Source organism: Roseburia sp. 831b (assembly GCF_001940165.2).
In the GTDB taxonomy this organism is placed as follows: domain Bacteria; phylum Bacillota; class Clostridia; order Lachnospirales; family Lachnospiraceae; genus Roseburia.
The window spans coordinates 2,303,509-2,328,567 of record NZ_CP135162.1 but is presented as its reverse complement, the minus strand read 5'-3'; the positions used below and the strand labels follow the sequence as shown (position 1 = coordinate 2,328,567).

Annotated in this window: 20 protein-coding genes; 18 read left to right on the top strand and 2 right to left on the bottom strand. The window is 39.8% G+C overall.

All coding sequences use genetic code 11. The annotated features are described in order from the left end of the window. Positions 1–11 precede the first annotated feature (11 nt). The 8 genes from BIV16_RS10690 (at position 12) to BIV16_RS10655 (ending at position 10,620) form a co-directional block, all read left to right on the top strand. Complete coding sequence (locus BIV16_RS10690; protein WP_075680778.1) at positions 12–1,475, top strand: GNAT family N-acetyltransferase; 1,464 nt, start codon at positions 12–14, stop codon at positions 1,473–1,475. 248 nt (positions 1,476–1,723) lie between these two features. Beyond that, positions 1,724–2,785, top strand: coding sequence for a carbamoyl phosphate synthase small subunit (locus BIV16_RS10685; protein ID WP_075680777.1), 1,062 nt, complete (start codon positions 1,724–1,726; stop codon positions 2,783–2,785). A gap of 39 nt (positions 2,786–2,824) precedes the next feature. Then, positions 2,825–6,031 (top strand): carbamoyl-phosphate synthase large subunit, encoded by a 3,207-nt coding sequence (gene carB, locus BIV16_RS10680; RefSeq protein ID WP_075680776.1) that lies wholly within the window; start codon positions 2,825–2,827, stop codon positions 6,029–6,031. 172 nt (positions 6,032–6,203) lie between these two features. Next, positions 6,204–6,635: a T7SS effector LXG polymorphic toxin gene (locus tag BIV16_RS10675; RefSeq protein ID WP_075680775.1), complete on the top strand. Its 432-nt coding sequence runs from the start codon at positions 6,204–6,206 to the stop codon at positions 6,633–6,635. After that, positions 6,607–7,866 carry a hypothetical protein gene (locus tag BIV16_RS10670; protein ID WP_242940388.1) on the top strand — a complete coding sequence of 420 codons (1,260 nt, stop codon included), beginning with the start codon at positions 6,607–6,609 and terminating at the stop codon, positions 7,864–7,866. The genes BIV16_RS10675 and BIV16_RS10670 overlap by 29 nt, the downstream gene beginning before the upstream one ends. After that, on the top strand, positions 7,853–8,194 hold the full coding sequence (locus BIV16_RS10665; RefSeq protein WP_075680774.1) for a hypothetical protein: 342 nt from the start codon (positions 7,853–7,855) through the stop codon (positions 8,192–8,194). Before BIV16_RS10670 ends, BIV16_RS10665 begins: the two co-directional genes overlap by 14 nt. Before the next feature lie 101 nt (positions 8,195–8,295). After that, positions 8,296–9,510 (top strand): C39 family peptidase, encoded by a 1,215-nt coding sequence (locus BIV16_RS10660; RefSeq protein ID WP_075680773.1) that lies wholly within the window; start codon positions 8,296–8,298, stop codon positions 9,508–9,510. Positions 9,511–9,582: 72 nt separating this feature from the next. Next, positions 9,583–10,620: a hypothetical protein gene (locus BIV16_RS10655; RefSeq protein ID WP_143524753.1), complete on the top strand. Its 1,038-nt coding sequence runs from the start codon at positions 9,583–9,585 to the stop codon at positions 10,618–10,620. A 44-nt stretch (positions 10,621–10,664) separates the two neighbouring features. On the opposite strand, the gene BIV16_RS10650 is transcribed toward BIV16_RS10655, so the two are convergent. Continuing rightward, on the bottom strand, positions 10,665–11,441 hold the full coding sequence (locus BIV16_RS10650; protein ID WP_075680771.1) for a putative ABC transporter permease: 777 nt from the start codon (positions 11,439–11,441) through the stop codon (positions 10,665–10,667). A gap of 200 nt (positions 11,442–11,641) precedes the next feature. Here BIV16_RS10650 and BIV16_RS10645 point away from each other — a divergent pair, with 200 nt between their 5' ends. Then, positions 11,642–13,123 carry a GH25 family lysozyme gene (locus BIV16_RS10645; RefSeq protein WP_075680770.1) on the top strand — a complete coding sequence of 494 codons (1,482 nt, stop codon included), beginning with the start codon at positions 11,642–11,644 and terminating at the stop codon, positions 13,121–13,123. A 94-nt stretch (positions 13,124–13,217) separates the two neighbouring features. Here the strand turns inward: BIV16_RS10645 and BIV16_RS10640 are convergent, their stop codons facing one another. Then, complete coding sequence (locus BIV16_RS10640; RefSeq protein ID WP_075680769.1) at positions 13,218–14,426, bottom strand: HD-GYP domain-containing protein; 1,209 nt, start codon at positions 14,424–14,426, stop codon at positions 13,218–13,220. 123 nt (positions 14,427–14,549) lie between these two features. Between BIV16_RS10640 and BIV16_RS10635 the strand changes: the two genes are divergently transcribed. The 9 genes from BIV16_RS10635 to BIV16_RS10595 all read left to right on the top strand — a co-directional run bounded on the left by BIV16_RS10635 (position 14,550) and on the right by BIV16_RS10595 (position 24,994). After that, a complete protein-coding gene (locus BIV16_RS10635) occupies positions 14,550–15,704 on the top strand; it encodes a cell wall hydrolase (RefSeq protein WP_075680768.1) in 1,155 nt (384 codons plus the stop codon). Positions 15,705–16,092: 388 nt separating this feature from the next. Beyond that, positions 16,093–17,277 carry an acetyl-CoA C-acetyltransferase gene (locus BIV16_RS10630; RefSeq protein WP_075680767.1) on the top strand — a complete coding sequence of 395 codons (1,185 nt, stop codon included), beginning with the start codon at positions 16,093–16,095 and terminating at the stop codon, positions 17,275–17,277. 92 nt (positions 17,278–17,369) lie between these two features. After that, positions 17,370–18,242, top strand: a complete 873-nt coding sequence (locus BIV16_RS10625; RefSeq protein ID WP_075680766.1) for a 3-hydroxyacyl-CoA dehydrogenase family protein — start codon at positions 17,370–17,372, stop codon at positions 18,240–18,242. A gap of 102 nt (positions 18,243–18,344) precedes the next feature. After that, on the top strand, positions 18,345–19,499 hold the full coding sequence (locus BIV16_RS10620; RefSeq protein WP_075680765.1) for an acyl-CoA dehydrogenase: 1,155 nt from the start codon (positions 18,345–18,347) through the stop codon (positions 19,497–19,499). 51 nt (positions 19,500–19,550) lie between these two features. Beyond that, the gene (locus tag BIV16_RS10615) at positions 19,551–20,336 is read left to right on the top strand and encodes an electron transfer flavoprotein subunit beta/FixA family protein (RefSeq protein ID WP_075680764.1); all 786 of its coding nucleotides are present in this window, start codon (positions 19,551–19,553) and stop codon (positions 20,334–20,336) included. Positions 20,337–20,363: 27 nt separating this feature from the next. Continuing rightward, positions 20,364–21,407 (top strand): electron transfer flavoprotein subunit alpha/FixB family protein, encoded by a 1,044-nt coding sequence (locus BIV16_RS10610; protein WP_075680763.1) that lies wholly within the window; start codon positions 20,364–20,366, stop codon positions 21,405–21,407. 184 nt (positions 21,408–21,591) lie between these two features. Then, entirely contained in the window at positions 21,592–22,194 is a 603-nt protein-coding gene (locus BIV16_RS10605; protein WP_075680762.1) for an ECF transporter S component, read from the top strand. Positions 22,195–22,327: 133 nt separating this feature from the next. Further along, positions 22,328–23,923 carry a MutS-related protein gene (locus BIV16_RS10600; protein WP_159435939.1) on the top strand — a complete coding sequence of 532 codons (1,596 nt, stop codon included), beginning with the start codon at positions 22,328–22,330 and terminating at the stop codon, positions 23,921–23,923. 213 nt (positions 23,924–24,136) lie between these two features. Beyond that, positions 24,137–24,994: an Mrp/NBP35 family ATP-binding protein gene (locus BIV16_RS10595; protein ID WP_075680760.1), complete on the top strand. Its 858-nt coding sequence runs from the start codon at positions 24,137–24,139 to the stop codon at positions 24,992–24,994. The last annotated feature ends 65 nt before the right edge of the window (positions 24,995–25,059 follow it).

Genomic DNA, 25,059 nt, shown 5'->3' with positions numbered 1-25,059 from the left:
GGAGACAAACAATGAACATCAGATTATTAGAAGAACATGAAATCCAGCGTGCGATAAATGTTGCGCATGAAACATACCGGGTATGCCTGCTTCCTCTGGTTCATTCCGAGGAAGAGGTTGCCCTATACAATGATTATGTAAACCTTGAGACAATCTGGAGACAGGTACACGAAGGAAACTTGTTTTTGTGGGGCTTATTTGAACAGGGAGAGCTTTGCGCAGTCTCTGCGATGCAGAAAAACGGGCATATTACCATGCTTTATGTCAGACCGGTGTATCAACGTAGAGGATACGGGAAAGCGCTTGTTCTTTATATGAGAGGGTATGCCAAAGAGTGTTTAGGATTGGAACAGGTGACAGTTAATGTCATTCCGATTGCGGCAGCACCATTTTTCTATCGCCAGAAATTTCAGCCGGTTTTATCGGGAAATCCACAGAAGAATTATCTGCCAATGACGGTAAAAAGTCTGGAAGATTTCTCTTTGCAGCCAAAGGGGAACGTTTCAACCGGTGCGATTGTGGCAGTAATCAGTATCTTTTTAACTATAATTGTAGTTATAGCTGTGACATTTTCGGTTTATCATGTTGTGGCGGAAGGGATTGAACCAAGTCTGCCAGAGCCAAGAACACAAGTGACGCCATCGGAAGGAACTGATTCGACAGAGGAAACGGAGAATGAAACAGAGAGCAGTGCGGGCGATGCGTTAGAGAAGGTAGAGTGCTCGGATGGACGTGGTGAGACCATTCTTGTAAAAGAGAGCGATATGTATATGTCAGAGGATTGTGGCTATACGTTAGACCCGCAAAATTTTTCCTTTAATGAGGATAAGCAGGCAGGAGTAAAGAAAATTAATGTAAACTATCCACAGCTTGTATTTGCAGATGGACGGGATGCATCCGTTATCAACCAGAAGATTCGGGATACAGCCTGCTATTATATGGACATGATTTATCCGACAATCGATGAAGCCTATCAAATGGATGAATCCTTAGGAAAGTATAATTATATGACAGAGGTCAATTATCAGGTAACCTATATGGACAATCATCTTCTGAGCGTTACATTCACGGATCATTATTGGATGGGAGATACGATATTAGAGAAATGTGATATTTATGCATTGAATTTTAATGTGCAGACGGGAGAACTTTATTATATAGAAGATGTTCTTTCTCATGATGAAGAATTTGAACAAAGTTATTATAATGCGTTATGTGACCAGGAGCCATCACTAAAAGAGGCAGAGGGCATTACACCGGAACTTTTGGCGAGAACGATGTCAGGCGAAGTGGTCGATAATCGCTTTTACAGTAATTATTCTGTTTGTAAGGACAAAATAAGAATCAATTTTACTTATCACTATGCATCTACTCATTTGTATCTGGCAGGGTCTAACAGTGTTGCGTATTGGAAAGACGACCTTGCACCATATCAGACGACCAGTGATTTCTGGCAATATTATGAGGCACAATAGTGTTTTGTCGATAGTGCATAAAAATTAAATTGTTCTGAAAAAATATCTGTATGATTTATTCGGGCAAAAAGGTTGAAAAAAAGTGTTACTTATGATAAACTCATAACAATTTAAGCAATCGGCGGTTCCAAAAAGTGAACAGCCGATTGTGGCAAATGAATAGCGATTACTTTAGAAAAAAACGGAAACGTTTTTTTTTTTGCGGGTAAATTTAATTGCAAACGTAAAAAAGAAAGGCAGGGAAACGAATGAAAGCATTTTTAATACTCGAAGACGGGAATGTTTTTGCCGGAACCAGCATTGGTTCCACAAAAGAAGTGATTAGCGAAATCGTATTCAACACTTCAATGACCGGTTATTTGGAGGTGTTAACAGATCCTTCTTATGCGGGACAGGCAGTTGTTATGACTTATCCATTGATTGGTAACTATGGAATTACACCAGATATGGAATCTGGTAAACCTTGGCCGGATGGTTATATTGTAAGAGAATTATCCAGAATGCCAAGCAATTTCCGGTGTGAAGGAACGATTCAGGACTTTTTAACAAAGCATGATATTCCTGGTATTGCCGGAATTGACACTCGTGCTTTGACGAAGATTCTTCGTGAGAAGGGTACCATGAACGGTATGATTACCACAAACGAGAACTATAATATAGAAGAAATTATTCCCAAATTAAAAGCATACACAACAGGAAACGTGGTAGACAAAGTTACCTGTGACAAACCACGAGTATTGAAAGGTACCGGAAAGAAAGTTGCACTTCTTGACTTCGGTGCAAAAAATAATATCGCCCAGTCTTTAAATAAGCGCGGATGTGAAGTTACCATTTATCCGGCGCATACAAAAGCAGAAGAAATTCTTGCGTCAAATCCTGACGGAATCATGCTCAGTAATGGACCTGGAGATCCAAAGGAATGTCAGGATATCATTCAGGAAATCAAGAAATTATATGATTCCAATACCCCTATTTTTGCAATTTGTTTAGGACACCAGTTGATGGCTCTTGCAACCGGTGCTGATACCCATAAAATGAAATACGGACACCGCGGAGGAAATCATCCGGTAAAAGATCTTGCAACAAACCGTGTCTACATCTCATCCCAGAACCACGGATATGTTGTGGATACCGATACCTTAGATCCAAAGATTGCAAAACCGGCATTTGTCAATGTAAACGACGGAACAAATGAAGGTTTGGAATATGTAGGAAAAAATATTTTCACCGTACAGTTCCATCCGGAAGCTTGCCCGGGACCACAGGATTCTTCTTATCTGTTTGATAGATTTATTGATATGATGTCATAACAAGAGAAAACAGCAGCAAAAAGGAAAAGGAGATAGAAAATGCCTAGAAATAAAGAGATTAAAAAAGTTTTAGTAATTGGTTCCGGCCCTATTGTCATTGGACAGGCAGCAGAGTTTGACTACGCAGGTACGCAGGCTTGCCGTTCTTTAAAAGAAGAAGGTGTGGAAGTTGTGTTAGTTAACTCTAACCCGGCAACCATCATGACAGATAAAGAAATTGCAGACCAGGTTTACATTGAACCATTAACCGCTTCTGTATTAGAGCAGATTATTGCAAAAGAAAAACCGGACAGCGTTCTTCCAACCTTAGGTGGACAGGCTGGATTAAACCTCGGTATGGAATTAGAGGAAAAAGGTATTCTGGAAAAATATGGTGTGAAGCTGATTGGTACAACAGCAGAGACCATTTTTAAAGCAGAGGATCGTCAGGCGTTCAAAGATACAATGGAAAAAATCGGAGAACCATGTGCAGCTTCCCAGGTTGTACATAATGTAGAAGATGGTATCAAGTTTACCAACACCATCGGTTATCCGGTTGTACTTCGTCCTGCTTACACCCTTGGTGGAAGCGGCGGTGGTATCGCACACAACGAACAGGAATTAGTAGATATTTTAACAAACGGTCTTCGTTTAAGCCGTGTTGGTGAAGTATTGGTAGAAAGATGTATCGCCGGCTGGAAAGAGATTGAGTACGAGGTAATGCGTGATGCAAACGGTAACTGTATTACCGTATGTAACATGGAAAACATTGACCCGGTTGGTGTTCATACCGGAGACTCTATCGTAGTTGCACCATCCCAGACATTAGGTGATAAAGAGTATCAGATGCTTCGTACTTCTGCATTAAACATTATCTCCGAATTAAATATCACAGGTGGATGTAACGTACAGTATGCGCTGAATCCAGATTCTTTTGAATACTGTGTCATCGAGGTAAACCCTCGTGTATCCCGTTCTTCTGCATTAGCTTCTAAGGCAACTGGATATCCAATTGCAAAAGTTGCTGCTAAGATTGCATTAGGATACACTTTAGATGAAATTAAAAATGCAATCACCGGAAAAACTTATGCAAGTTTTGAGCCAATGTTAGACTACTGCGTTGTAAAGATTCCAAGACTTCCATTTGATAAATTCATTACAGCAAAGAGAACACTTACCACTCAGATGAAAGCAACCGGTGAGGTTATGAGTATCTGTAATAACTTCGAAGGTGCTTTGATGAAAGCAATCCGTTCCTTAGAGCAGCATGTAGACAGTTTAATGTCTTATGACTTTACAAATCTTACCGATGAACAGCTCATGGAACAGTTAGCTGTGGTAGACGACAGACGAATTTGGGTTATCGCAGAGGCACTTCGCCGTGGTGTCAGCTACGACAAGATTCATGCCATCACCAAGATTGATATCTGGTTTATTGATAAGTTAGCAATCTTAGTGGAGATGGAAGAAAAATTAAAGAACGAGCCACTCACCATAGAATTGTTAAAAGAAGCAAAACGTATCGAGTTCCCAGACCACGTGATTGCAGATTTAACTGGAAAAACAAAAGAAGAAATCCACGATATGCGTTACGAAAATGGCATTGTGGCAGCCTTCAAGATGGTAGATACCTGTGCAGCAGAGTTTGAGGCAACAACACCTTACTACTACTCTGTATTCGGAAGCGAAAACGAAGCCGTAGAAACCAATCCAAAGAAAAAAGTATTAGTACTTGGTTCCGGTCCAATCCGTATCGGTCAGGGTATCGAGTTCGATTACTGTTCCGTTCACAGTACCTGGGCATTTGCAAAAGAAGGATGGGAGACTGTTATTGTCAATAACAACCCGGAGACTGTTTCAACAGACTTTGATATTGCAGACAAGCTTTACTTTGAGCCGCTGACTCCAGAAGATGTGGAGGCAATTGTACGTTTAGAGAAACCGGACGGAGCCGTTGTTCAGTTCGGTGGACAGACCGCCATCAAGTTGACAGAAGACTTGATGAAGATGGGCGTTAAGATTCTTGGAACAAAAGCAGAGGATGTAGATGCAGCAGAAGATCGTGAATTATTTGACGAAATCTTAGAGCAGACCGGAATCCCAAGAGCAGCAGGCGGAACCGTATTTACAGCAGAAGAGGCAAAAGAGGTGGCAAACCGTCTTGGATACCCGGTTTTGGTTCGTCCTTCCTATGTATTAGGCGGACAGGGTATGAAGATTGCATTCAACGATGAAGAAATCGAAGAGTTCATCGGAATCATCAACCGAATTGCACAGGATCATCCAATCCTGGTTGATAAATACTTACAGGGAAAAGAAATCGAAGTTGACGCCGTATGTGATGGAACCGATATCTTAATTCCAGGTATCATGGAACACATCGAACGTACTGGTGTTCACTCCGGTGACAGTATTTCTGTTTATCCGGCACCAACCATCAGTGAGCCAGTCAAAGAGATGATTGTAGAATATACCAAACGTCTTGCAAAGGCACTTCACGTTGTCGGATTGATTAACATTCAGTTTATCGTCATGGATGAACAGGTTTACGTCATCGAGGTAAACCCACGTTCTTCCAGAACCGTACCATATATCAGTAAAGTAACCGGTATTCCAATCGTTGACCTTGCAACCAAGGTAATTATTGGAGATACCATCAAAGGAATGGGTTATGAACCTGGACTTGCACCGGTTGCAGATTATATTGCAATCAAGATGCCGGTATTCTCCTTTGAAAAATTGCGTGGTGCCGAGATTTCCTTAGGACCGGAAATGAAGTCAACCGGTGAGTGTCTTGGTATCGCAAAGACTTTCAACGAAGCTTTGTACAAAGCATTCCTGGGAGCTGGTGTGACACTTCCAAAATACAAACAGATGATTATGACGGTAAAAGATGCCGACAAGCCAGAGGCAGTTGGTGTTGCAAAACGTTTTGAAGCATTAGGATACAAGATTTATGCGACAAGAAGTACCGCAAAATACCTGCAGGAGCATGGTGTAAATGCACTTCGTGTCAATAAGATTTCCCAGGAGTCACCAAATGTGATGGACTTAATCTTAGGACATAAGATTGATTTGGTTATCGACACTCCTACACAGGGAAATGGTGATAAGAGCCGTGACGGTTTCCTGATTCGAAGAAATGCAATCGAGACAGGTGTTTATTGTATCACTGCAATGGATACCGCCAATGCATTAGCAAGAAGCTTAGAGACCGCAATGGATACGTTGACACCGGTAGATATTGCAAAAGTGAAGAATTTATAAGATTTAAAATTTGGGTTATTGCATAGAAGATATAAGATTCTATGCAATAACCCTTTTTTGAAATATTGACAGTAATTTATAAGAACATTACAATTAAATGATAGGGTAAGTCACAATAGGGGCAGTTATTCGAGAAATATAATATTTTTCATAAGAATGACAGGAGAGGAAAATGGAAGGGTTTCAAATTAATTATACAGATATCTATGATTTGTTCTGGGAGTACAAAACAAATTTAGAGAATCTGATGAATAAAATTGATACTTGTGAGAACTGCATTAATTTTTTTATAAAAAATGCAGTGTTTACCGGAGAAACAGGAGATGCAGTAAAAAGTTATCTGACCGATGTACATATCACAATGCTTTCAAGTATAAGAGTCACAGCGCAGAACCTGCTTGATAACATGACATTATACAAAGCCGGGTATTATGATATTGACAATTCTACAAATTTTAAACTTAGCGAGGAGGCAATCCGTGCATTTCGGACAAAACTAAGCACCAATTATTCGGATACGGAGTCTTACACCGGAAAAATACAGGGAGCAGTTTCTGGCATTTGCAAAAATCGGATTGAACACAGCAGCAATTGCAAGTTATGAAAGCAACAGCTTTTATACAGATAAGGACGTGTATGCACTTGCCAATATCAGTGAACTGTTTTATCAGCAGCACGAAGACAATAAAGATGTATATGATGCAATCTGTGAAGCGGAACAGAACCTAAAGGATGCAGCAGAAGAACGTGAGACGCAGGGAGTGTGGAAGACCGTTTTCGGAGTAGGTTTGCTTGTAGTAGGCGGAGTATGTATAGTCGCATCATGGGGAACAGCAACACCAATTGTTGCAGCCGCAGAGGGAATTGTTGGAACCGGAACCACCATTTTTGGAATTGCAGATTCCGCAGAGGGAGCCCAGGATATCTACTATGGAAGTATGGGAGATATTGACAGTACCGCGGTAAACAATCTAAAAGATGTGGTTTTTCAGGGGAATGAGGAAGCATACTACCTGACAGAGAGTGCTTTCGCATTCGCAGCCTCCGCAATGATACCAATTGGTCAGGCATCTGCGGCAGGAAATTTGACATTCCGAAGTGGAGCAACGATTGTTGCAAAAGAAGGAATATCAACAGCAGCAGGTGCAGGAGCCCAGAAAGTAACCACTGACCTGACCGGAAATCAAACTGCAGGAATGTTAGCAGGTATGGCAGCAAGTATGGCAACTGCGAAGGGATTGAATGGAATTGAAGCGGGAGCGAAGAAACTAGAGAAGCCGAAGCTTGGAGATGTTGGAGACGGAGGAGGTTCAGTATTAAATGATGTAGGTGATGGTGCTTCTGTAAAAAGTGGTAAAACAACTATTAATGGATTAGAAATAATTGATGGAAAAGTAGATGGGAAGATTCCATTGGATAAATACCAAGATATTTTTGGAAAAGGTATTCATAATGAAAATTCAGATACAATGACTTTAGGTAAATTTAGACCTACCGTTAATCCAGATGGCAGTGAAAATTGGAAAATTGCAGGTGCCGATTCATACAATGTAATAGCACATAAAAATGGAGATATGTATTTTGATATGAAGGATGGCTTGTATGATGCTACACTTGCTAATTATAATTTATCATATCAAAATATGTTTGAGTATTTTAATGTTCCAGCATTAGACAAGGCTGCAAGTGAAGGAAAAACTATTAGATTTACACATAATCCAGAGCTGAAAGAGTATTCAGGATCATTCACGGATAAGGAATGGAAACATTTGCAGGAAAAATGGGGATATTTATATTTAAGAGAAGAAGGAGGATTTTGGTATGCAGAAAAGTAATGCAAATGATACAGCAAAAGAGATAATTAGAAATGCAAAACTAATATTTGGAGATAGGATAAATAACATAACGCTTTCTTCAGTTACCGATGAACCATATAAAATGTTTAGCATTAAATTTACACTTTATAATTACTATATCGTTGTATATAACTATGATAGAGGTCATTTTGGATGCAGTATTTTATTTGGAGAAGATACTGTGTCATTACAAAGCAATATCGAATGGGATGATGAGTGTAATTATGCGATTTATTGGAAAGAGATAGATAAGTTAGTTAGATTGAGAATACCAGATAAATATTTGGAAGAATATGGTTGGTTATAATTTTAATTAGAGTTATATTTTAGGACTGACTTCTAACAACTTACAACTCCTGTACTCCTATTAATAAAAAATTATGGCTGTCCAGAAGCAATTAAGAATCCATGATGTTAATTAATGGTGTATTAGAACTACATGAGCAGTTGGATCAGGAGCTATTGAATTTTATTACAACAATCCAGAATCAGGAAAGCAGTACCGTAACAGTGCTGGAGAATTTTGTGGAATTGTTACTATCGAGTTTGAATACCTGTATTGCAAAAATCGGATTGAACACAGCTGCAATTGCAAATTATGAAAGCAACAGCTTTTACACAGATAAAGATGTCTATACATTAGCTAATATCAGCCAGGTATTTTATCAGCAGCATGAGGATAACAAAGATGTATATGAGGCTATGCTGGAGGCAGAGCAGAACTTAAAGGATGCAGCACAAGAGCGTGAGACACAGGGAATTGGCGTGTGGGACAGAAGAATTGATATAGAAGAAATACTTTGTACTTGCGCAAAAAGAGGGGTAAAATCAGTAGAAGAAATTAATCAAAACATAAAGCTTATAAGGGATTTTTACGAATCAAAAATCAAAGCGTTTATACCACAAAATATCGATAATAAGTCTGTATTAGAGATGTTTGATATATTACAGAAAGCAAATTTTATTAGTGAAAAAGTAAGAAAAGACAATGTAGCAGAAAATAGGGAGGAATTGCGAAAGAAAGGATATATACCTCCCGATGGATTCTATATTGAGAATCAGGCACATTGGGAGAAAGTTAGATTCGGAAATAGTGTTCATTCGAATATGAGTTATTCAGGCTGCGAAATTATCGCGACTTATAATGCGCTGTCTGCTTTAGGAAATGCAGCATCTGCAGATACAATGATATCTTTAATTGAGGGTTATGAGAAAACAGGTGCTATGTTTAATGGCGAATTTGGAGTGAATTCGAATGCAATTGCTGATTATTTTCGCAAAGAGGGATATGTAGTAGACATGACAGATTCCACAGATGTAAATATAATTAACCAGTTAGGAAGTAATAACGATGTTATTATTGTGACCGTATACAATGATCAAAATGATATATCGCAAATGATACATACAGTATGTATTACAAAAACGGATGAAGGAAAGTATGTTGCACATAATATATACAAACAAGAGAATAGTGGTATATATGTATCTTCAGATGAAAAAACTACTTTAGAGGAAGCAATTCAGTGCATAGGTTCTGATCCTGCGATAATCAGCACAATAGGAGTAAAACAAGCGTTGATGGGAGATTTCCCAAAATATAAAAATACTAGTTGGGGGTAAGAAAACTTGAAAAAGAGAAATTTTTATGTTGTGTTATGTTTGGTGATTGTGCTAATTGCAGGTGGATGTACAATGCGAGAAAATGCAGTCTTTTCAAAAGAAGGTTTGTTTCGGGTGATATGTATAAATGCGCAACAGTGCAGTACGAATAATCAGATGCAAAAGCAATATTATTATTATATGGATCCATATTGTGATATTTATCGCTATTCCTATGAAACAAAATCACAAGAATTACTATACCAAGCAGAGTATGTGGTTCAAACATATCGCATATCGGACAAATACTTGTTTTATACCTATAAGTTAGAGGGGCGTGAGAAAATAAACAGGGTCAACTTAGAAACAAAAGAGGAAGAATGTATTTATGAAAATCCCAAAGCAGATAATTTACAGATTTATCTTGAAAATGGCTATCTCTATATTATGACAGGGGAGAACGATAAATATGCATATAGAGCAGCAGAGGATGCTAATTTTGCAACGGATTTAGAGGAGACAAATTCCTTTTTTGAAACTAATGATGGTATTTCAACAGATACAGAACAAAATGTGAAAGTTGGAAATAAGAATGTTGTGATAAGAAGGGATAAGAGAGCAAAGGCAGAAATGCCATATAGTTACCAGGTAGAAGGAGAAAAAGAGTACTCGATTAGTTGTTTTGAAGGAAATGAATATAATAGATCACAATTATTTCAGCAATATATGATTCCAGAGGGAAAAGACACGATTATTGGAATTATGAATGTGTCCGATAATGCCAGAACAAGTGTGGATTTATATCAACATGATATCAAAAAAGATATTCTTTTTTGTTTAGATATTGATACAGGAGAGAGTAAAATATTATATGATACTGGGGATAACAATACCAGAATAATAGGTTATGACAGCGGTATTATTTATTTGTTCAAGGAAGATTACAAGATTTACAGTCATACATTAACAGGTGAGGAAACAGAATTAATGTCAGTTCCACATTCAAATGATATTGTATTTGATTGGAGTGGCGATTATCTGATTGTGAGATATAGAGGGAGTGATACTGAAACGGGCAAGAATGAGGACTCGGAGTATAACGTACAGGTACTTGAAACGAAGAATGACTAAAAAATATAGAGGCATAATATTTTTAAGGGAATGATGATGATCAATCATTCCCTCTTTTTTTTATGCTCCGAAATCGTCTGTTTTAACTTTTTCCCCAAATCGCTATAATCCACTTTCCGAAATCCAAGTGAGCTTTTCAACACATGTATTTGTGGAAAATTTAACGAGGGTAACATATTTTTAATCTCGTCCGTGGTGAATTTTTCTTTAAATTCTTCTAAAGAAAATTTTTCTTTGGTTTTGCAAAGAAAGGCATCATACCGTTCTGAAATATTATTGTTAATCTGGTCTTCTAATGTGGTAAGCTTCTGGTTTAAAGAGGTTAATGCATCCAGGGTTAATGTCAGGTCGGCGGCAAAAATTGCCATGCAGATAAGGGCAAGAGGTTCCTGGATAAAAAATGGAATATGACGGATGATTCCATGCACAAAAGGTCCAATCATGTAGGTGACAACCAGGCCGCCAAGTCCGAACCCAAGCGCTACGGTAAGGCAGATTCTCCCATTTAGGTTAAAAGGAAGATAACTGTAATCCCACCAGACGGTGTGGAAGAACTTTTCCGTCAGGTAAGAAGTGGCATACTCTAAAATAGCAGAGCCAAGTGCGCATACGAAAAAAATCAGAACCGGGCTGTTAAAATGCGCACAGACATGGATGGCAAGAATGGCGCCGCAACCATAGATAGGACAATACGGGCCGTTTAACATGCCACGGTTGTCCCAGGACTGGTGTACCAGGCTGCAATAGATGGTTTCGAAAATCCAGCCGAGGATACTGTATATGAAAAAGGTTAAAAATAATGTAGTAAAATGAAATGTCATGTAAGATTCCCTTCTTTTGTAAAATATTAAATCTTATTTCACTATACGGGATTTTACCGGTCTATGCAATGTAGAAAAGAAAGAGTTAAGAAAGAAATAAGAAAAAATTGTATTCTTCGGGGAAAAGAGCTAAAATAAAGGTGTTATAAGAAAAATTGGTTACAGGATAACAGGGATAGAAGTTGTGAGAAAGGGTTTGTATGAAAAAGAAGACATCATTTGACGAAAAGAAGGATAGACGATACCTGATACCAATTGTAGTGGCAGTTGTTTTGTCACTGCTGTTGGTTGCAATGCTTGTGGTTGGAAATATAAAAAGGAAGAAAGCACAGGAGGGTTCCACACAAAGCAGCACGGCGTCCGAACAGCAGGATACGGTGGATGAGATTACCTATCAGGAAGACACACAAGATCCTCAGAATGAAGGAAATGCTCCGGTGCAAAGCGACGGGGCGACAGTGGATGAGACAAAACTTTTAGCTGCAAGCGGAGCCGCAGAGACAAAAGGAATTACCATTGGTATTGACGTCGCAAAATACCAAGGAACGATTGACTGGAGCCAGGTGGCAGATGCAGGCATTGATTTTGCAATGATTCGTGTTGGATACCGTACACAAAAAACAGGTGAAATCACAGAAGATCCGCTTGCAAAATATAACATGCAGGAGGCACAAAAAGCTGGTATCAAGGTTGGAGTATACTTTTTCTCCAGTGCAGTGACAAAAGAGGAGGCAGTGGAAGAGGCCGACTGGGTGGCAGATTATATTGCACAGTATCAGATTACGTACCCGGTTGCATATAATTGTGAAGGATTTAACGATAGCGAAAACCGTCAATATTCCCTGGATAAGACGACGAGAACGGATATTGCAATTGCCTTTTTGGATGAGATTTATCAAAAAGGTTATACGCCAATGTTTTATGCAGCAAAAAATGAGATGATAAATGATGCGCTCTGGGAGACATCAAGAATTGATACGACCTATAAAGTGTGGGTATCCCAATATCCGGCGACACCATATCCGGATACGACAGCATCGGATTATACAGGAACGCATGCGATGTGGCAGTATACAAATAAGGGAACCGTTGCCGGAATTAAGAAAACGGTGGATATTAACGTTGCCTATTTTTCCTATGATGGTGTGACAGGGGCGCTCAGTGATGTGGCACCGGAAGAAGTGACAGCAGATGTAGAGGCGCTTATGAACTTTGAGACAGTTAATGAGACTGTGACGGCAAAACAGGAGACAAACCTTCGAAATAAGCCGAGTCAGGACACTGACAGTGAGGTTATGGTTACATTGAAAAATGGTGACACTGCAACAAGGACCGGTGTGAGCGAAAGTGGCTGGTCCAGGGTGGAATATAACGGACAGACTTATTACGCGGTTTCCAATTATCTGACAACGGATTTAGGATATTCGATTTCTCCGTCGGACAGCGGGGATGGACTGAAAACAAAATTTACCAGCATCAATGATACGGTAACTGCAAAAGAGGAGGTAAATTTGCGGGCACTTCCAAGTGTGACAAATCCAGATGCCGTGGTTGTTGCAACCATTCACAATGGTGAGACTGTGACCAGAACCGGAATTTCAAACGAATACGGCTGGTCTAGGGTAGAGTATAACGGACAGACACTGTACTGCATTTCCAGCTATATTACAACCGTAGAATAATAAGAAAAAGGAGCATTACTTCTAATGTGCATCCAGTATGCCGGATACTCATTAGAAGTAACAGCTCCTTTTTTTTATTACAAATATAGTTAAATTAAACGGTGACATTGTCCGAAGATGCCGACGCAGCGCGTTGCGCCGCAATTCTTGCCTTTTTCTGGCGGAAACGTTCGGCAATTTCCATGATTCTCTCATCTGCCTTAAAGTGCTTTAAGGTTTCTTCATCAATCTTGATACGGTTATCCATTGTTTTCATCGTATCAATGACATGATAATCGGCGTAAGAATCCGGGTCACTCAAATCGATAACCTCATTATTTTCAAATCGTAAAATAAGTGGTTTGGTGAAATCCTGCGGGTTGTCCTCCAAGACAAGTGCCTTGTCACCGTTGGACAGTTCGACACTGCAGCCAACCGGTAAAATATGAATCGCGCGGGATAACGCATAAACGACATTTGCAGGATAAACGGCAGGCTCTTTGGAAAGAATCCGAATTGCCGCAATCTCTGAAACAGGTGTCTGATTCAGGTTCATAGCGGTCATCTTATCAAAAGTGATTGCCGTATGTAAAATTGGAAGCAGCTTTTGCGCAACAGGCGAGATGGACTCCGCTTTCACATTATGCTGCGTATTTTTGGAAAAAAGATAAGAATAAATAAGCTGTAACGTAGCTGCCGGCAGCTGAAAATCATTGTACTCCGGGTGAAGAAGCTGATAACCGTTCTCAAGTTTACGTTGTACGAGCTCCTTTTCCTCAGACGAAAGATTTTTCCCTTTATCTAAAATCGAATAAGGAACGTTTAAGTATCCAATATCATATAGAAGAGAAGCGTACACCAAAATCATCTTTTCCGTATGGGAAAGCTCCATCTGCTTTCCAATCAAAGCAGTTAAAATGGCAGTGCTGATGGCATGCTTGTAGGTGAAGTCGGCAGAGCTTCTAAGGTTTTGCGTGAAGTTTAAACGGTGATCTAAGGAACCATATCGTTTGATGATGTCCTCGACAAGTTCGTGCAAAGTTTCCGGATTCTTCTGTTCCTGAATTTTTTTGATGTTTTCACGAAGTTTGAACAGATAAACCGTCTGGTACTGTTCAAATTCCAAATCCTCCTTGGAAAGCGGTGGAAGTGGCTCCGCAGGCTCTAAGATAAAGATACCGATAAGACCAAAATTCTCAATACTGTTGATACCCTGAATGGTAAGTTTTGTATCACGCTCGTACAAAAGAACACCCATCCGGTTGTAAATCGGTTTTGCAAGCCGCATTCCAGGCTTTAAATCCGCTGTTTTTACAAATTGCATGAATATCCCTCCTTTATTATCCAAAACAAAAATATTCTGCTAAATATAACTAATTTTATCATATTGAAACGTGAAATACAATCTGCTATCATGTCGTTAGATGGATGAATTTAGGAGATTACAATGAAAAAAAATAGAGTAACAAGAATGATTGCACTTATTCTTTTATGCAGTTTTTTATGTACCGGTTCTGTTTTTGCAGAGACGACACAATCGGATATTGATGATGCACATTCTAAAGTAGAAGATTTACAGAGACAAAAAGAGGATGCGCAGAATGCCGCAGACGATATTGCGGATGAAAAAGCGGGTTTAGAAGGGGACTTGTCCGGGTTAAATAAACAGCTTTCAACGGTCACGGGTGAATTGAATGATTTAGAGGAACAGATTCAGGAGAAGGAAGAAGAGATTGAGGAGACCGATGCAAAGCTTACGAAAGCACAGGAGGATTCGAAGAAGCAGTATGAAGATATGAAGATTCGCATTCAGTACATGTATGAGAATGGGAATACAACAATGCTTCAGATGCTGCTTGAGTCAGAGTCCGTATCCGATTTTTTTAACCGGACAGAATATATTAAGGAAATTAATGAATACGACCGTAATATGCTAGAAACTTATAACAAGCTTCAGGAGGACATTGCAGCACAAAAAGAGGAGCTGTCCTCTCAAAAGGAAGAACTTGTGGCAATGCAGCAGGAAGCACAGAAGAAAAAAGAGAATGTAAGCAGTCTGATTTCCTCGACACAGGCAAAAATCAATGAGGCGGCACAAGATTTGCAGGATGCGCAGTCGAATGTATCGGATTTAGAGAAACAGATTTCCGATATGGAGGCTTACGAGGAACAGCTCGAATTACAAAAGGCAAAAGAAGACGCCGCAAGACTAGAGGCAATCAAGGCGCAGGAACAGGAGGACTATTCCAACGTTACCGTAGTGCCGGCGGATGGGGATCTTTATCTGTTAGGAGCCATTATCCAGTGTGAGGCAGAAGGAGAATCTTACGAGGGAAAACTTGCCGTTGGAAGTGTCGTCATCAACCGTGTAAAAAGTTCTTATTTTCCGGGTACGATTGCAGGCGTTATTTATCAGAGCGGACAATTTTCGCCGGTGGCAAGCGGCAGGCTGGCGTACCGGCTGGAGGCAGGTGTCAATGCAGAATGTCTGCAGGCAGCACAGGCGGTACTGGATGGACAGATTACGTTAAACTGTCTTTACTTTAGAAGAAACAACGGAATCATTCAGGGAACCGTAATCGGAAATCATGTCTTTTATTAAAAAAATGATAGCGTTCACATTAGAAAGCAGAATTGTGTATTGTGCACAAATTCTGCTTTCTTTTTGCTAATTTTTAGAAAAAACAATGTTAAGTTTTTAACAAAAAAAGCCCGAAAATACGGGATATTGGTATGGTCATGCGATACCACAACGAAAAGGAACTGAAAAAAATAAGAAGAAATATCTTGCATTTCAGAGTAAAGTGTGATAGCATGAGGAAGTAAGAAAAAGTCAGTAAACAAGCGGAAAACAAGCTGTTTTATGACTTCACGACCATGAAAACATAAATTTTAAATGAAATATTTGAAATTTATTTTTTTTTAGCCCAAATATTGTTAAAAAATTAACAGTATCAGAGCGAAACCTATTAGAAAAAGGAGACGAGAAAATGGCAGGAAAAGTAGTTTTAGCAGGCGCATGCCGTACCGCAATTGGTAAAATGGGTGGAGCATTAAGCAATACTCCAGCACCAGAATTAGGAGCAATCGTAATCAAAGAAGCATTAAAGAGAGCTGGAGTAAAACCAGAACAGGTTGACGAAGTTCTTATGGGATGTGTTATCCAGGCAGCACAGGGACAGAACGTTGCACGTCAGGCATCTATCAAAGCAGGATTACCAATTGAAGTACCAGCAGTTACTTTGAACGTAGTTTGTGGTTCCGGTTTGAAATGTGTCAATGAAGCAGCAGCACAGATTCTTGCTGGTCAGGCAGACATCGTTGTAGCAGGTGGTATGGAAAACATGTCCATGGCTCCATACGCTATGACAAAAGCTCGTTTTGGATATCGTATGAACAATGCAACAATCATCGATACAATGGTAAACGATGCATTAACAGATGCATTCAATCATTACCACATGATGATTACAGCAGAGAACGTATGTGATAAATATGGCATTACAAGAGAAGAATTAGATGAGTTCTCAGCAAACAGCCAGCAGAAATGTGAAAAAGCTATTGCTGAAGGTAAATTCGATGATGAAATCGTACCAGTACCAGTAAAAGTTAAGAAAGAAATCGTTGATTTCGTAAAAGATGAAGGACCACGTCCAGGTACAACAGCAGAATCTTTATCAAAATTAAGATGCTGTTCTGGAAAAGAAGGCGGACTTGTTACAGCTGGTAATGCTTCCGGTATCAACGATGGTGCAGCTGCAATCGTTGTTATGAGCGAAGAAAAAGCAAAAGAACTTGGTGTTACACCAATGGCTACATGGGTAGCTGGAGCACTCGGTGGTGTTGAACCTGAAATCATGGGTGTTGGACCAGTTGCTTCTACAAGAAAAGTATTAGAGAGAACAGGACTTACAATCGACGATATGGACTTAATCGAAGCAAACGAAGCATTCGCTGCTCAGTCAATCGCTGTTGCAAGAGATTTGAAATTCGATATGTCTAAAGTAAATGTAAACGGTGGTGCAATCGCACTTGGACATCCGGTTGGAGCATCAGGATGCCGTATCTTAGTTACATTATTACATGAGATGCAGAAGAGAGATGCTAAGAGAGGTCTTGCTACTTTATGTATCGGTGGCGGAATGGGCTGCTCTACAATCGTTGAGAAATACTAAGATTACATAGTTGGAACGGCTTGCTGCGGCAGGCTGTTCCGTTTACGTAAGCAGTAATACATTATAGTTTTTATATAAAAAGGAGAACTAACATGAAAGTTGGAGTTATTGGCGCAGGAACAATGGGACAGGGCATTGCAAAAGCATTTGCTCAGGTAGATGGATATGAAGTAGCACTCTGTGATATCAAACAGGAGTGGGCAGAAGCTGGAAAAGAAAAAATCAAAAAAGGCTATGCAAGACTTGTAGAAAAAGGAAAAATGACACAGGAAGCTGTTGATGCAATCGTTGCTAAAATCACTCCTGGTTTAAAAGAAAACCTTTGCAAAGACTGTGATTTAATCGTTGAAGCTGCATTTGAAGATATGCAGGTTAAGAAAACAACATTCAAAGAATTAGATGAGATTGCAAAACCAGATTGTATTTTTGCATCTAACACATCCAGCCTTTCTATCACAGAAATCGGAAACGGATTAAACCGTCCAATGGTTGGTATGCATTTCTTCAACCCAGCAGATCGTATGAAATTAATCGAAGTTATCGCAGGTGTAAATACTCCTGTTGAAACTGTAGAAGCTATCAAGAAGATTTCTGTAGAAATCGGCAAAACACCTGTACAGGTAAATGAAGCAGCAGGATTCGTTGTAAACCGTATCTTAATCCCAATGATCAACGAAGCAGCTTTCATCAAGATGGAAGGTGTATCTGATATCGCTGGTATCGATGCAGCTATGAAACTTGGTGCAAACCATCCAATGGGACCATTAGAGTTAGGTGATTTCATCGGTCTTGATATCTGCCTTGCAATTATGGACGTTCTTTACAAAGAGACAGGCGACAGCAAATATCGTGCTTGCCCATTAATCCGTAAAATGGTACGTGGTGGTAACCTCGGTGCTAAGAGCGGAAAAGGTTTCTATGTATACAATGCAGATCGTACAAAGACACCAGTAGACGCTCAGTAATTAGAAAAATGAAGGAGGAAAATCCTCTCCTCGTTCAGAGGGGACAAATTTCACAATGTGAAATTGGATTTTTCTCCACAAAAACAAGGAGGATTTGAAATCATGGATTTCACTTTAGACAAGAAACATGAAATGGCGAGATCTCTTTTCAGAGACTTTGCTGAGAATGAAGTAAAACCTCTGGCTCAGGAAGTGGATGAGACAGAAGTATTCCCACAGGGAACAGTAGACAAAATGGGAAAATATGGATTCATGGGAATTCCAGTGCCAAAGGAATATGGCGGACAGGGATGTGATCCATTAACATATGTTATGTGTGTAGAAGAATTATCAAAAGTTTGCGGAACTACAGGTGTAATTGTATCTGCACATACTTCTCTTTGTATCGATCCTATCATGACATACGGTACAGAAGAACAGAAACAGAAATATGTAAGACCTTTAGCAACAGGTGAGAAGTTAGGTGCTTTCGCATTAACAGAGCCAGGTGCTGGTACTGATGCTCAGGGAGCTCAGACAAAGGCTGTATTAGATGGTGATGAATGGGTATTAAACGGATCTAAATGCTTTATCACAAACGGTAAAGTTGCAGATGTTTATATCGTAATCGCAATCACAAGCATCACAGAAGATAAGAGAGGAAGAAAGAAAAAGAACTTCTCCGCATTTATCGTAGAAAAAGGTGCTCCAGGATTCTCCTTCGGAACAAAAGAGAAGAAGATGGGTATCCGTGGTTCTTCTACATACGAATTAATCTTCGAAGACTGCAGAATTCCAAAGGATGCATTACTTGGACCAGAAGGAAAAGGTTTCCCAATCGCTATGCATACACTTGATGGTGGACGTATCGGTATTGCTGCTCAGGCACTTGGTATTGCAGAAGGTGCATTAGAGAGAACAATTGCTTACACCAAAGAAAGAAAACAGTTCGGACGTTCTATCGCTCAGCAGCAGAATACACAGTTCAAATTAGCTGATATGGCTACAAGAGTAGAGGCTGCTCAGATGTTAGTTTACAAAGCTGCAATGGCAAAAGCTACTCAGAAAGTTTACTCTGTAGAAGCTGCAAAAGCAAAATTATTTGCTGCTGAAACAGCAATGGCTGTAACAACAGAATGTGTTCAGTTATTCGGTGGATACGGATACATCAGAGAATACGATGTAGAACGTATGATGCGTGATGCTAAGATCACAGAGATTTATGAAGGAACAAGCGAAGTTCAGAGAATGGTAATCTCAGGTTCTTTACTGAAATAGTCGCGATTCAATCCGCATATCAAATATAATAACATAAGGAGTGGAAAATACATGAATATCGTAGTATGTATTAAACAGGTTCCTGATACAAAGGGTGGAGTTAAATTTAACCCAGATGGAACTCTTGATAGAGCAGCAATGCTTGCTATCATGAACCCAGATGATAAAGCTGGTCTTGAGGCAGCACTTAAAATTAAAGACGAAACAGGAGCAAAAGTTACAGTTCTTACAATGGGACTTCCAAAAGCTGATGCTGTATTACGTGAAGCATTAGCAATGGGTGCTGATGAAGCAATCCTTGTAACAGACAGAGTATTAGGTGGAGCTGATACATGGGCAACATCTACTACAATCGCTGGAGCTCTTCGTAACTTAGATTATGATTTGATTATCACAGGACGTCAGGCTATCGATGGTGATACCGCTCAGGTTGGACCACAGATTGCAGAACATCTTGGACTTCCAGTAATTTCTTATGCACAGGGTATCAAAGTAGAAGGTGATTCTGTTATTGTACAGCGTCAGTTCGAAGACAGATATCATGAATTAAAAGCAAAAATGCCTTGCTTAGTAACAGCTCTTTCCGAATTAAACGAGCCACGTTACATGACTCCAGGCGGAATCTTCGATGCATTTGACAAAGAAGTAACCGTATGGGGCAGAGCAGACTTAAAAGATGTAGATGATTCTGACCTTGGTTTAAAAGGTTCACCTACTAAGATTGCAAAAGCATCTGATAAGGTACCAAAGGGAGCAGGCGAAATGTTACCTGGCGATTCTGCAGATGAATTAGTAAGCGCATTAATCGGTAAATTCAAAGAGAAACATATTATCTAATAAAAATAAGGAAAAGTGGTGAATAAAATGGGTTTAGAAGAATATAAAGGAGTATTTGTCTTTGCACAGCAGGTAGATAACGTATTAGATGGCGTAGCATTCGAATTGCTCGGCAAAGGTAAAGACTTAGCAAAAGATTTAAACACAGAAGTTACAGCAGTACTTCTTGGTTCCGGTGTAAAAGGACTTGCAGATCAGTTAGCTGAATACGGCGCTGACAGAGTCATCCTTGTTGATGATCCAGAATTAAAAGATTACAGAACAGAGCCATATGCACATGCACTTGCATCTGTAATCAACAAATACAAACCTGAAATTATGTTAGTAGGTGCTACAGCAATCGGACGTGATCTTGGTCCTACTGTATCAGCAAGAGTAAAAACAGGTCTTACAGCAGACTGTACTGTTCTTGAGATTGGTGATTTCCCACTCAAAGCAGTTGCTGGACAGGAACAGAAACATAACCAGTTATTAATGACTCGTCCTGCATTCGGTGGTAACACAATCGCTACAATCGCTTGCCCGGACAACCGTCCACAGATGGCAACCGTTCGTCCTGGTGTTATGCAGAAAATTGCTCCAATCAAAGGTGCAAAAGCAAACGTAGAAGAGTTCAATCCTGGATTCACACCAGACAACAGATATGTTGAAATCTTAAATATCGTAAAAGCTGTTAAGACAACAGCAAATATCATGGACGCTAAGATCTTAGTTTCTGGTGGACGTGGTGTTGGTTCTAAAGAGAACTTCAAATTATTAGAGGATTTAGCAGAAGTACTTGGTGGTACCGTAAGCTGTTCCCGTGCCGTTGTTGAAAATGGCTGGTTACCAGTAGATCTTCAGGTTGGACAGACAGGTAAAACAGTTCGTCCACAGATTTACTTCGCAATCGGTATTTCTGGAGCAATCCAGCACGTTGCAGGTATGGAAGATTCTGATCTTATCATCGCAATCAACAAAGATGAAGATGCTCCAATCTTCGATGTAGCTGATTACGGTATGGTAGGAGACTTAAATAAGATTGTTCCAGCATTAACAGCAGCATTAAAAGCTGAAATGGGTAACAAATAAGATTTGCTATCAATAGATGCAAGACATTGCAGTGAATTCGAAAGAAAACGCTGCAATGTCTTTTTTTATAACCTTATTGATAATATTTTCACAAAGTGCTATACTAGAACTTGCTTGTCCGAGTCGATTCAAAAGAACGGCTACGGATAGGAAATACATAGCATATAGAAAGAAGGAAGAGACTATGAGTAAAAAGACGTTTTCCACAAAATATTTCGTGGAAATGGCATTGTTAGTTGCCATTATTTTAATCATGGCTTTTACCCCAATTGGTTACATCAAAACAGCAGGATTAGAGATTACCTTAATTGTAGTGCCAGTAGCGGTAGGAGCAGTAACATTAGGACCAGCAGCTGGAGCAATTTTAGGTGGTGTATTTGGTATCACAAGTTTCATTCAGTGCTTTGGAATGAGTGCGTTTGGAGCAATGCTTCTTAGCATTAACCCGGTTGCAACATTTTTTGTGTGCGTTCCAACTAGAATCTTGATGGGATGGCTCACCGGTGTAATTTTCAAAGGATTACGCAAAACAAAGATGCCGGCAAGTGCATCTCTCACCATTTCCAATCTTTGCTGCCCATTGTTAAATACGACATTTTTCATGTCTGTATTAGTAATTTGTTTTTACCATACAGATTACATACAGTCGATGGTAACAGCACTTGGTGCAAAGAATGCATTCCTTTTCATTCTCGCGTTTGTCGGCGTGAATGGATTGGTAGAAGCGATTGTATGCTTTGTGGTCGGAACAGCAATTTCGGCAGCATTAAGAAAAGCATTGCGTTAATAGAAGAAAATAGGAAAAGGCAGGAACTACATAGATTTCCTGCCTTTTTCTTACTTTAAAGACTTTGATGTCAAAAGGAGAAAAAATGGGTTTCCTGGCTTTTTTTGCAATTATGTTTGGGATGTTTCTTCTGATGTCGCTCAGTGGAAAAAAGGTGGCAAAAGATAAAAGAAAAGAACACATTGAGGGGAAATTTGGGACAAATCCGTTGAAAAAGAGAGTGGAAATTTCAGAAAATGTGGATAATTACCATAACACATTTGGCGAAACAGAAGGAATTGATGCTGTTACCTGGAATGATTTGTCGATGGACAAAGTTTTTGCACGGATAAACAATTGTGACAGTTCCATTGGGGAGGAGCTTTTGTATCACAAATTACGCAAATGTGACACTGCAAAAGAGGAAGACGAACTTTTGGAAAAGCGGATTTCATATTGGAAAGAGAATCCAAAGAAACGAATGGATATGGAGTATTTGTTATCCGACCTTGGAAAAAATGAGTCTGCGTATTATATTCCATCCTATCTGGATTGTGTGTCAGAGTTTAAAATGCCGGAGATAAAGCGTTATCGTTTGCAGCAAATATTGCTGTTATTCTCGCTGCTTGCGATTCCGCTTACCAGAGATATCCGGGCAGTCACGGTATTTGCAGTTCTCTTTCTTTTTAATATCATGACTTATGTAATTGCAAAGTCAAAGTACGAGGTTGAACTTGAAATGCTTGGTACGGTTGCATTCCTGATTCAGGCGGCCTCCCATATTGCAAGAGATTATGAACAGGACGGTATTTGTGACGGATTAGGGGAAAAGGCAAACCTGTTTGGCAAAATAAGCCGTGGAGTTGTGGCATTGCAGAGGCAGAAAACGCTTCAGTACTCAGGAGACCCATTTGCAATATTTCAGGATTATCTGATAGGCGCGACGATGTGGCATCTGATTTCCTATGACAAAATCATGAAAAAGTTAGAACAGTATGTGCCGGAATATCTGGACATTTACAAAATAGTAGGGGAGTTAGATGCCTCAATTTCAATTGCATCTTTCCGGGAGAGCGTTCCCTATGTGGCGCTGCCGGAGTTTGAAAAAGACCGCCGGTTGAAATTTACGGAGTTGTATCATCCCTTGCTAGAGCATCCGGTCAGCAATTCGATGGAATTAGAGAAAAGCTGTATCATTACCGGTTCAAATGCATCTGGGAAATCCACGTTTATCAAAGCGGTGGCAGTGAACCTGATTCTGGCGCAATCCATTCACACGGTGACGGCGAAAAGTATGTGTCTTCCAAGAATGCATGTGATTACATCAATGGCAGTTGCAGATGACATTCTTGCAGGGGAAAGTTACTTCATCAAAGAGATAAAATATTTAAAGCGTATTATTGATAGCCTAGAGGAAGATAAAATCACATTTTGTGCCATTGATGAAATTTTGCGCGGAACCAATACGGAGGAGCGAATTGCGGCATCGAAGGCGATTTTAGATTATCTTTCCACAAAGAACTGTATTTCCTTTGTGGCATCGCACGATAAAGAACTGACCGATGGCTGGAATGATAGTTATGTAAACTACCATTTTTCCGAGGACATCGGAGAAGAGGATATTGTTTTTGATTACTTATTAAAAGAAGAGCCGGCAACCTCAAGAAATGCAATAAAACTATTAGAGTTTGTCTCATTCCCAAAGAGTATTATTGCGGCGGCAAAACAGCGCGTACACGAGGAAGCATAGGAGAATCTCAAAGAGATTGTACTTGCAAAAGTACTGTCAAAGCCTTGGAAAAAAGGTAGAAAGATAGTATAATGACAAAAGTGCTGTAACATCCTAAATAGGGTGCATAGCAACATAGTTGCATTAGAGCATGGTTGCATAGCAACATGGTTGTTGCATGGCAGCATAGTGTGTTTGTTTTGTTTGAAAAAAGAAAATTCAGGAGGATTTGATATGCCAGAAAATAGTACATGTAGTGGTGCATCAAGCTGTTCAAAAGAAAGTTGTGAAGGTTGTTCACACAATAAAGCAAATCAGGGTTCTGCAGATTTCAGAGAGCCAATGAATGCGTCTTCAAATGTCAAAAAAGTAATCGGTGTTGTCAGTGGAAAAGGTGGTGTCGGAAAATCATTTGTGACATCTTCCCTTGCAAGCGCCATGAATAAAGCAGGTTATAAAGTAGGAATTATGGATGCCGATATCACAGGACCATCCATTCCAAAGATGTTCGGCGTACACGGACAGGTCTATGGAACCGAGGAAGGCATGATTCCGATGGTTGCAGAGGATGGAACCAAGGTAATGTCCATCAACCTTTTGTTAGAGGATGAAGAAGCACCGGTTATCTGGAGAGGCCCGGTAATTGCAGGTGTGGTAAAACAGTTCTGGAATGAGACCGTATGGGGCGATGTCGATTATCTTTTCGTTGATATGCCACCAGGAACCGGTGATGTTCCGCTTACCGTATTCCAGTCACTCCCAGTGGATGGAATTGTGATTGTAACATCCCCACAGGAACTGGTTCAGATGATTGTCAAGAAGGCTTACAACATGGCTGAGATGATGCATGTTCCGGTACTTGGCGTTGTGGAGAACTTCAGCTATTTAAAATGTCCAGACTGTGGAAAAGAGATTAAACTCTTTGGAGAAAGTCATGTAGATGATGTCGCGGATGAATTAGGACTTCCGGTATTAGGCAAAATGCCATTAGACCCTAAATACGCAGAAAGTGCGGATGCAGGTAAATTCTTCGAGATGGAGAATCCATATTTAGAAAAAGCGGTGGAAGTATTAAAAAACTTAAATAAATAGAGATATTTGAGCAGACAAAGATAGAAGTACAGACTCCCTTTCAGGAGATCAGGTAAAGCCCTGGT

What these genes read in the sequence shown, in the direction of transcription:
- BIV16_RS10675 (WP_075680775.1), top strand. Translation starts at nt 6,204, where the DNA reads ATGGAAGGGTTTCAAATTAATTATACAGATATCTATGATTTGTTCTGG.
- carB (WP_075680776.1), top strand. Translation starts at nt 2,825, where the DNA reads ATGCCTAGAAATAAAGAGATTAAAAAAGTTTTAGTAATTGGTTCCGGC.
- BIV16_RS10620 (WP_075680765.1), top strand. Translation starts at nt 18,345, where the DNA reads ATGGATTTCACTTTAGACAAGAAACATGAAATGGCGAGATCTCTTTTC.
- BIV16_RS10660 (WP_075680773.1), top strand. Translation starts at nt 8,296, where the DNA reads ATGATGTTAATTAATGGTGTATTAGAACTACATGAGCAGTTGGATCAG.
- BIV16_RS10645 (WP_075680770.1), top strand. Translation starts at nt 11,642, where the DNA reads ATGAAAAAGAAGACATCATTTGACGAAAAGAAGGATAGACGATACCTG.
- BIV16_RS10605 (WP_075680762.1), top strand. Translation starts at nt 21,592, where the DNA reads ATGAGTAAAAAGACGTTTTCCACAAAATATTTCGTGGAAATGGCATTG.
- BIV16_RS10655 (WP_143524753.1), top strand. Translation starts at nt 9,583, where the DNA reads ATGCGAGAAAATGCAGTCTTTTCAAAAGAAGGTTTGTTTCGGGTGATA.
- BIV16_RS10595 (WP_075680760.1), top strand. Translation starts at nt 24,137, where the DNA reads ATGCCAGAAAATAGTACATGTAGTGGTGCATCAAGCTGTTCAAAAGAA.
- BIV16_RS10630 (WP_075680767.1), top strand. Translation starts at nt 16,093, where the DNA reads ATGGCAGGAAAAGTAGTTTTAGCAGGCGCATGCCGTACCGCAATTGGT.
- BIV16_RS10615 (WP_075680764.1), top strand. Translation starts at nt 19,551, where the DNA reads ATGAATATCGTAGTATGTATTAAACAGGTTCCTGATACAAAGGGTGGA.
- BIV16_RS10625 (WP_075680766.1), top strand. Translation starts at nt 17,370, where the DNA reads ATGAAAGTTGGAGTTATTGGCGCAGGAACAATGGGACAGGGCATTGCA.
- BIV16_RS10690 (WP_075680778.1), top strand. Translation starts at nt 12, where the DNA reads ATGAACATCAGATTATTAGAAGAACATGAAATCCAGCGTGCGATAAAT.
- BIV16_RS10610 (WP_075680763.1), top strand. Translation starts at nt 20,364, where the DNA reads ATGGGTTTAGAAGAATATAAAGGAGTATTTGTCTTTGCACAGCAGGTA.
- BIV16_RS10635 (WP_075680768.1), top strand. Translation starts at nt 14,550, where the DNA reads ATGAAAAAAAATAGAGTAACAAGAATGATTGCACTTATTCTTTTATGC.
- BIV16_RS10650 (WP_075680771.1), bottom strand. Translation starts at nt 11,441, where the DNA reads ATGACATTTCATTTTACTACATTATTTTTAACCTTTTTCATATACAGT.
- BIV16_RS10640 (WP_075680769.1), bottom strand. Translation starts at nt 14,426, where the DNA reads ATGCAATTTGTAAAAACAGCGGATTTAAAGCCTGGAATGCGGCTTGCA.
- BIV16_RS10665 (WP_075680774.1), top strand. Translation starts at nt 7,853, where the DNA reads ATGCAGAAAAGTAATGCAAATGATACAGCAAAAGAGATAATTAGAAAT.
- BIV16_RS10600 (WP_159435939.1), top strand. Translation starts at nt 22,328, where the DNA reads ATGTCGCTCAGTGGAAAAAAGGTGGCAAAAGATAAAAGAAAAGAACAC.
- BIV16_RS10685 (WP_075680777.1), top strand. Translation starts at nt 1,724, where the DNA reads ATGAAAGCATTTTTAATACTCGAAGACGGGAATGTTTTTGCCGGAACC.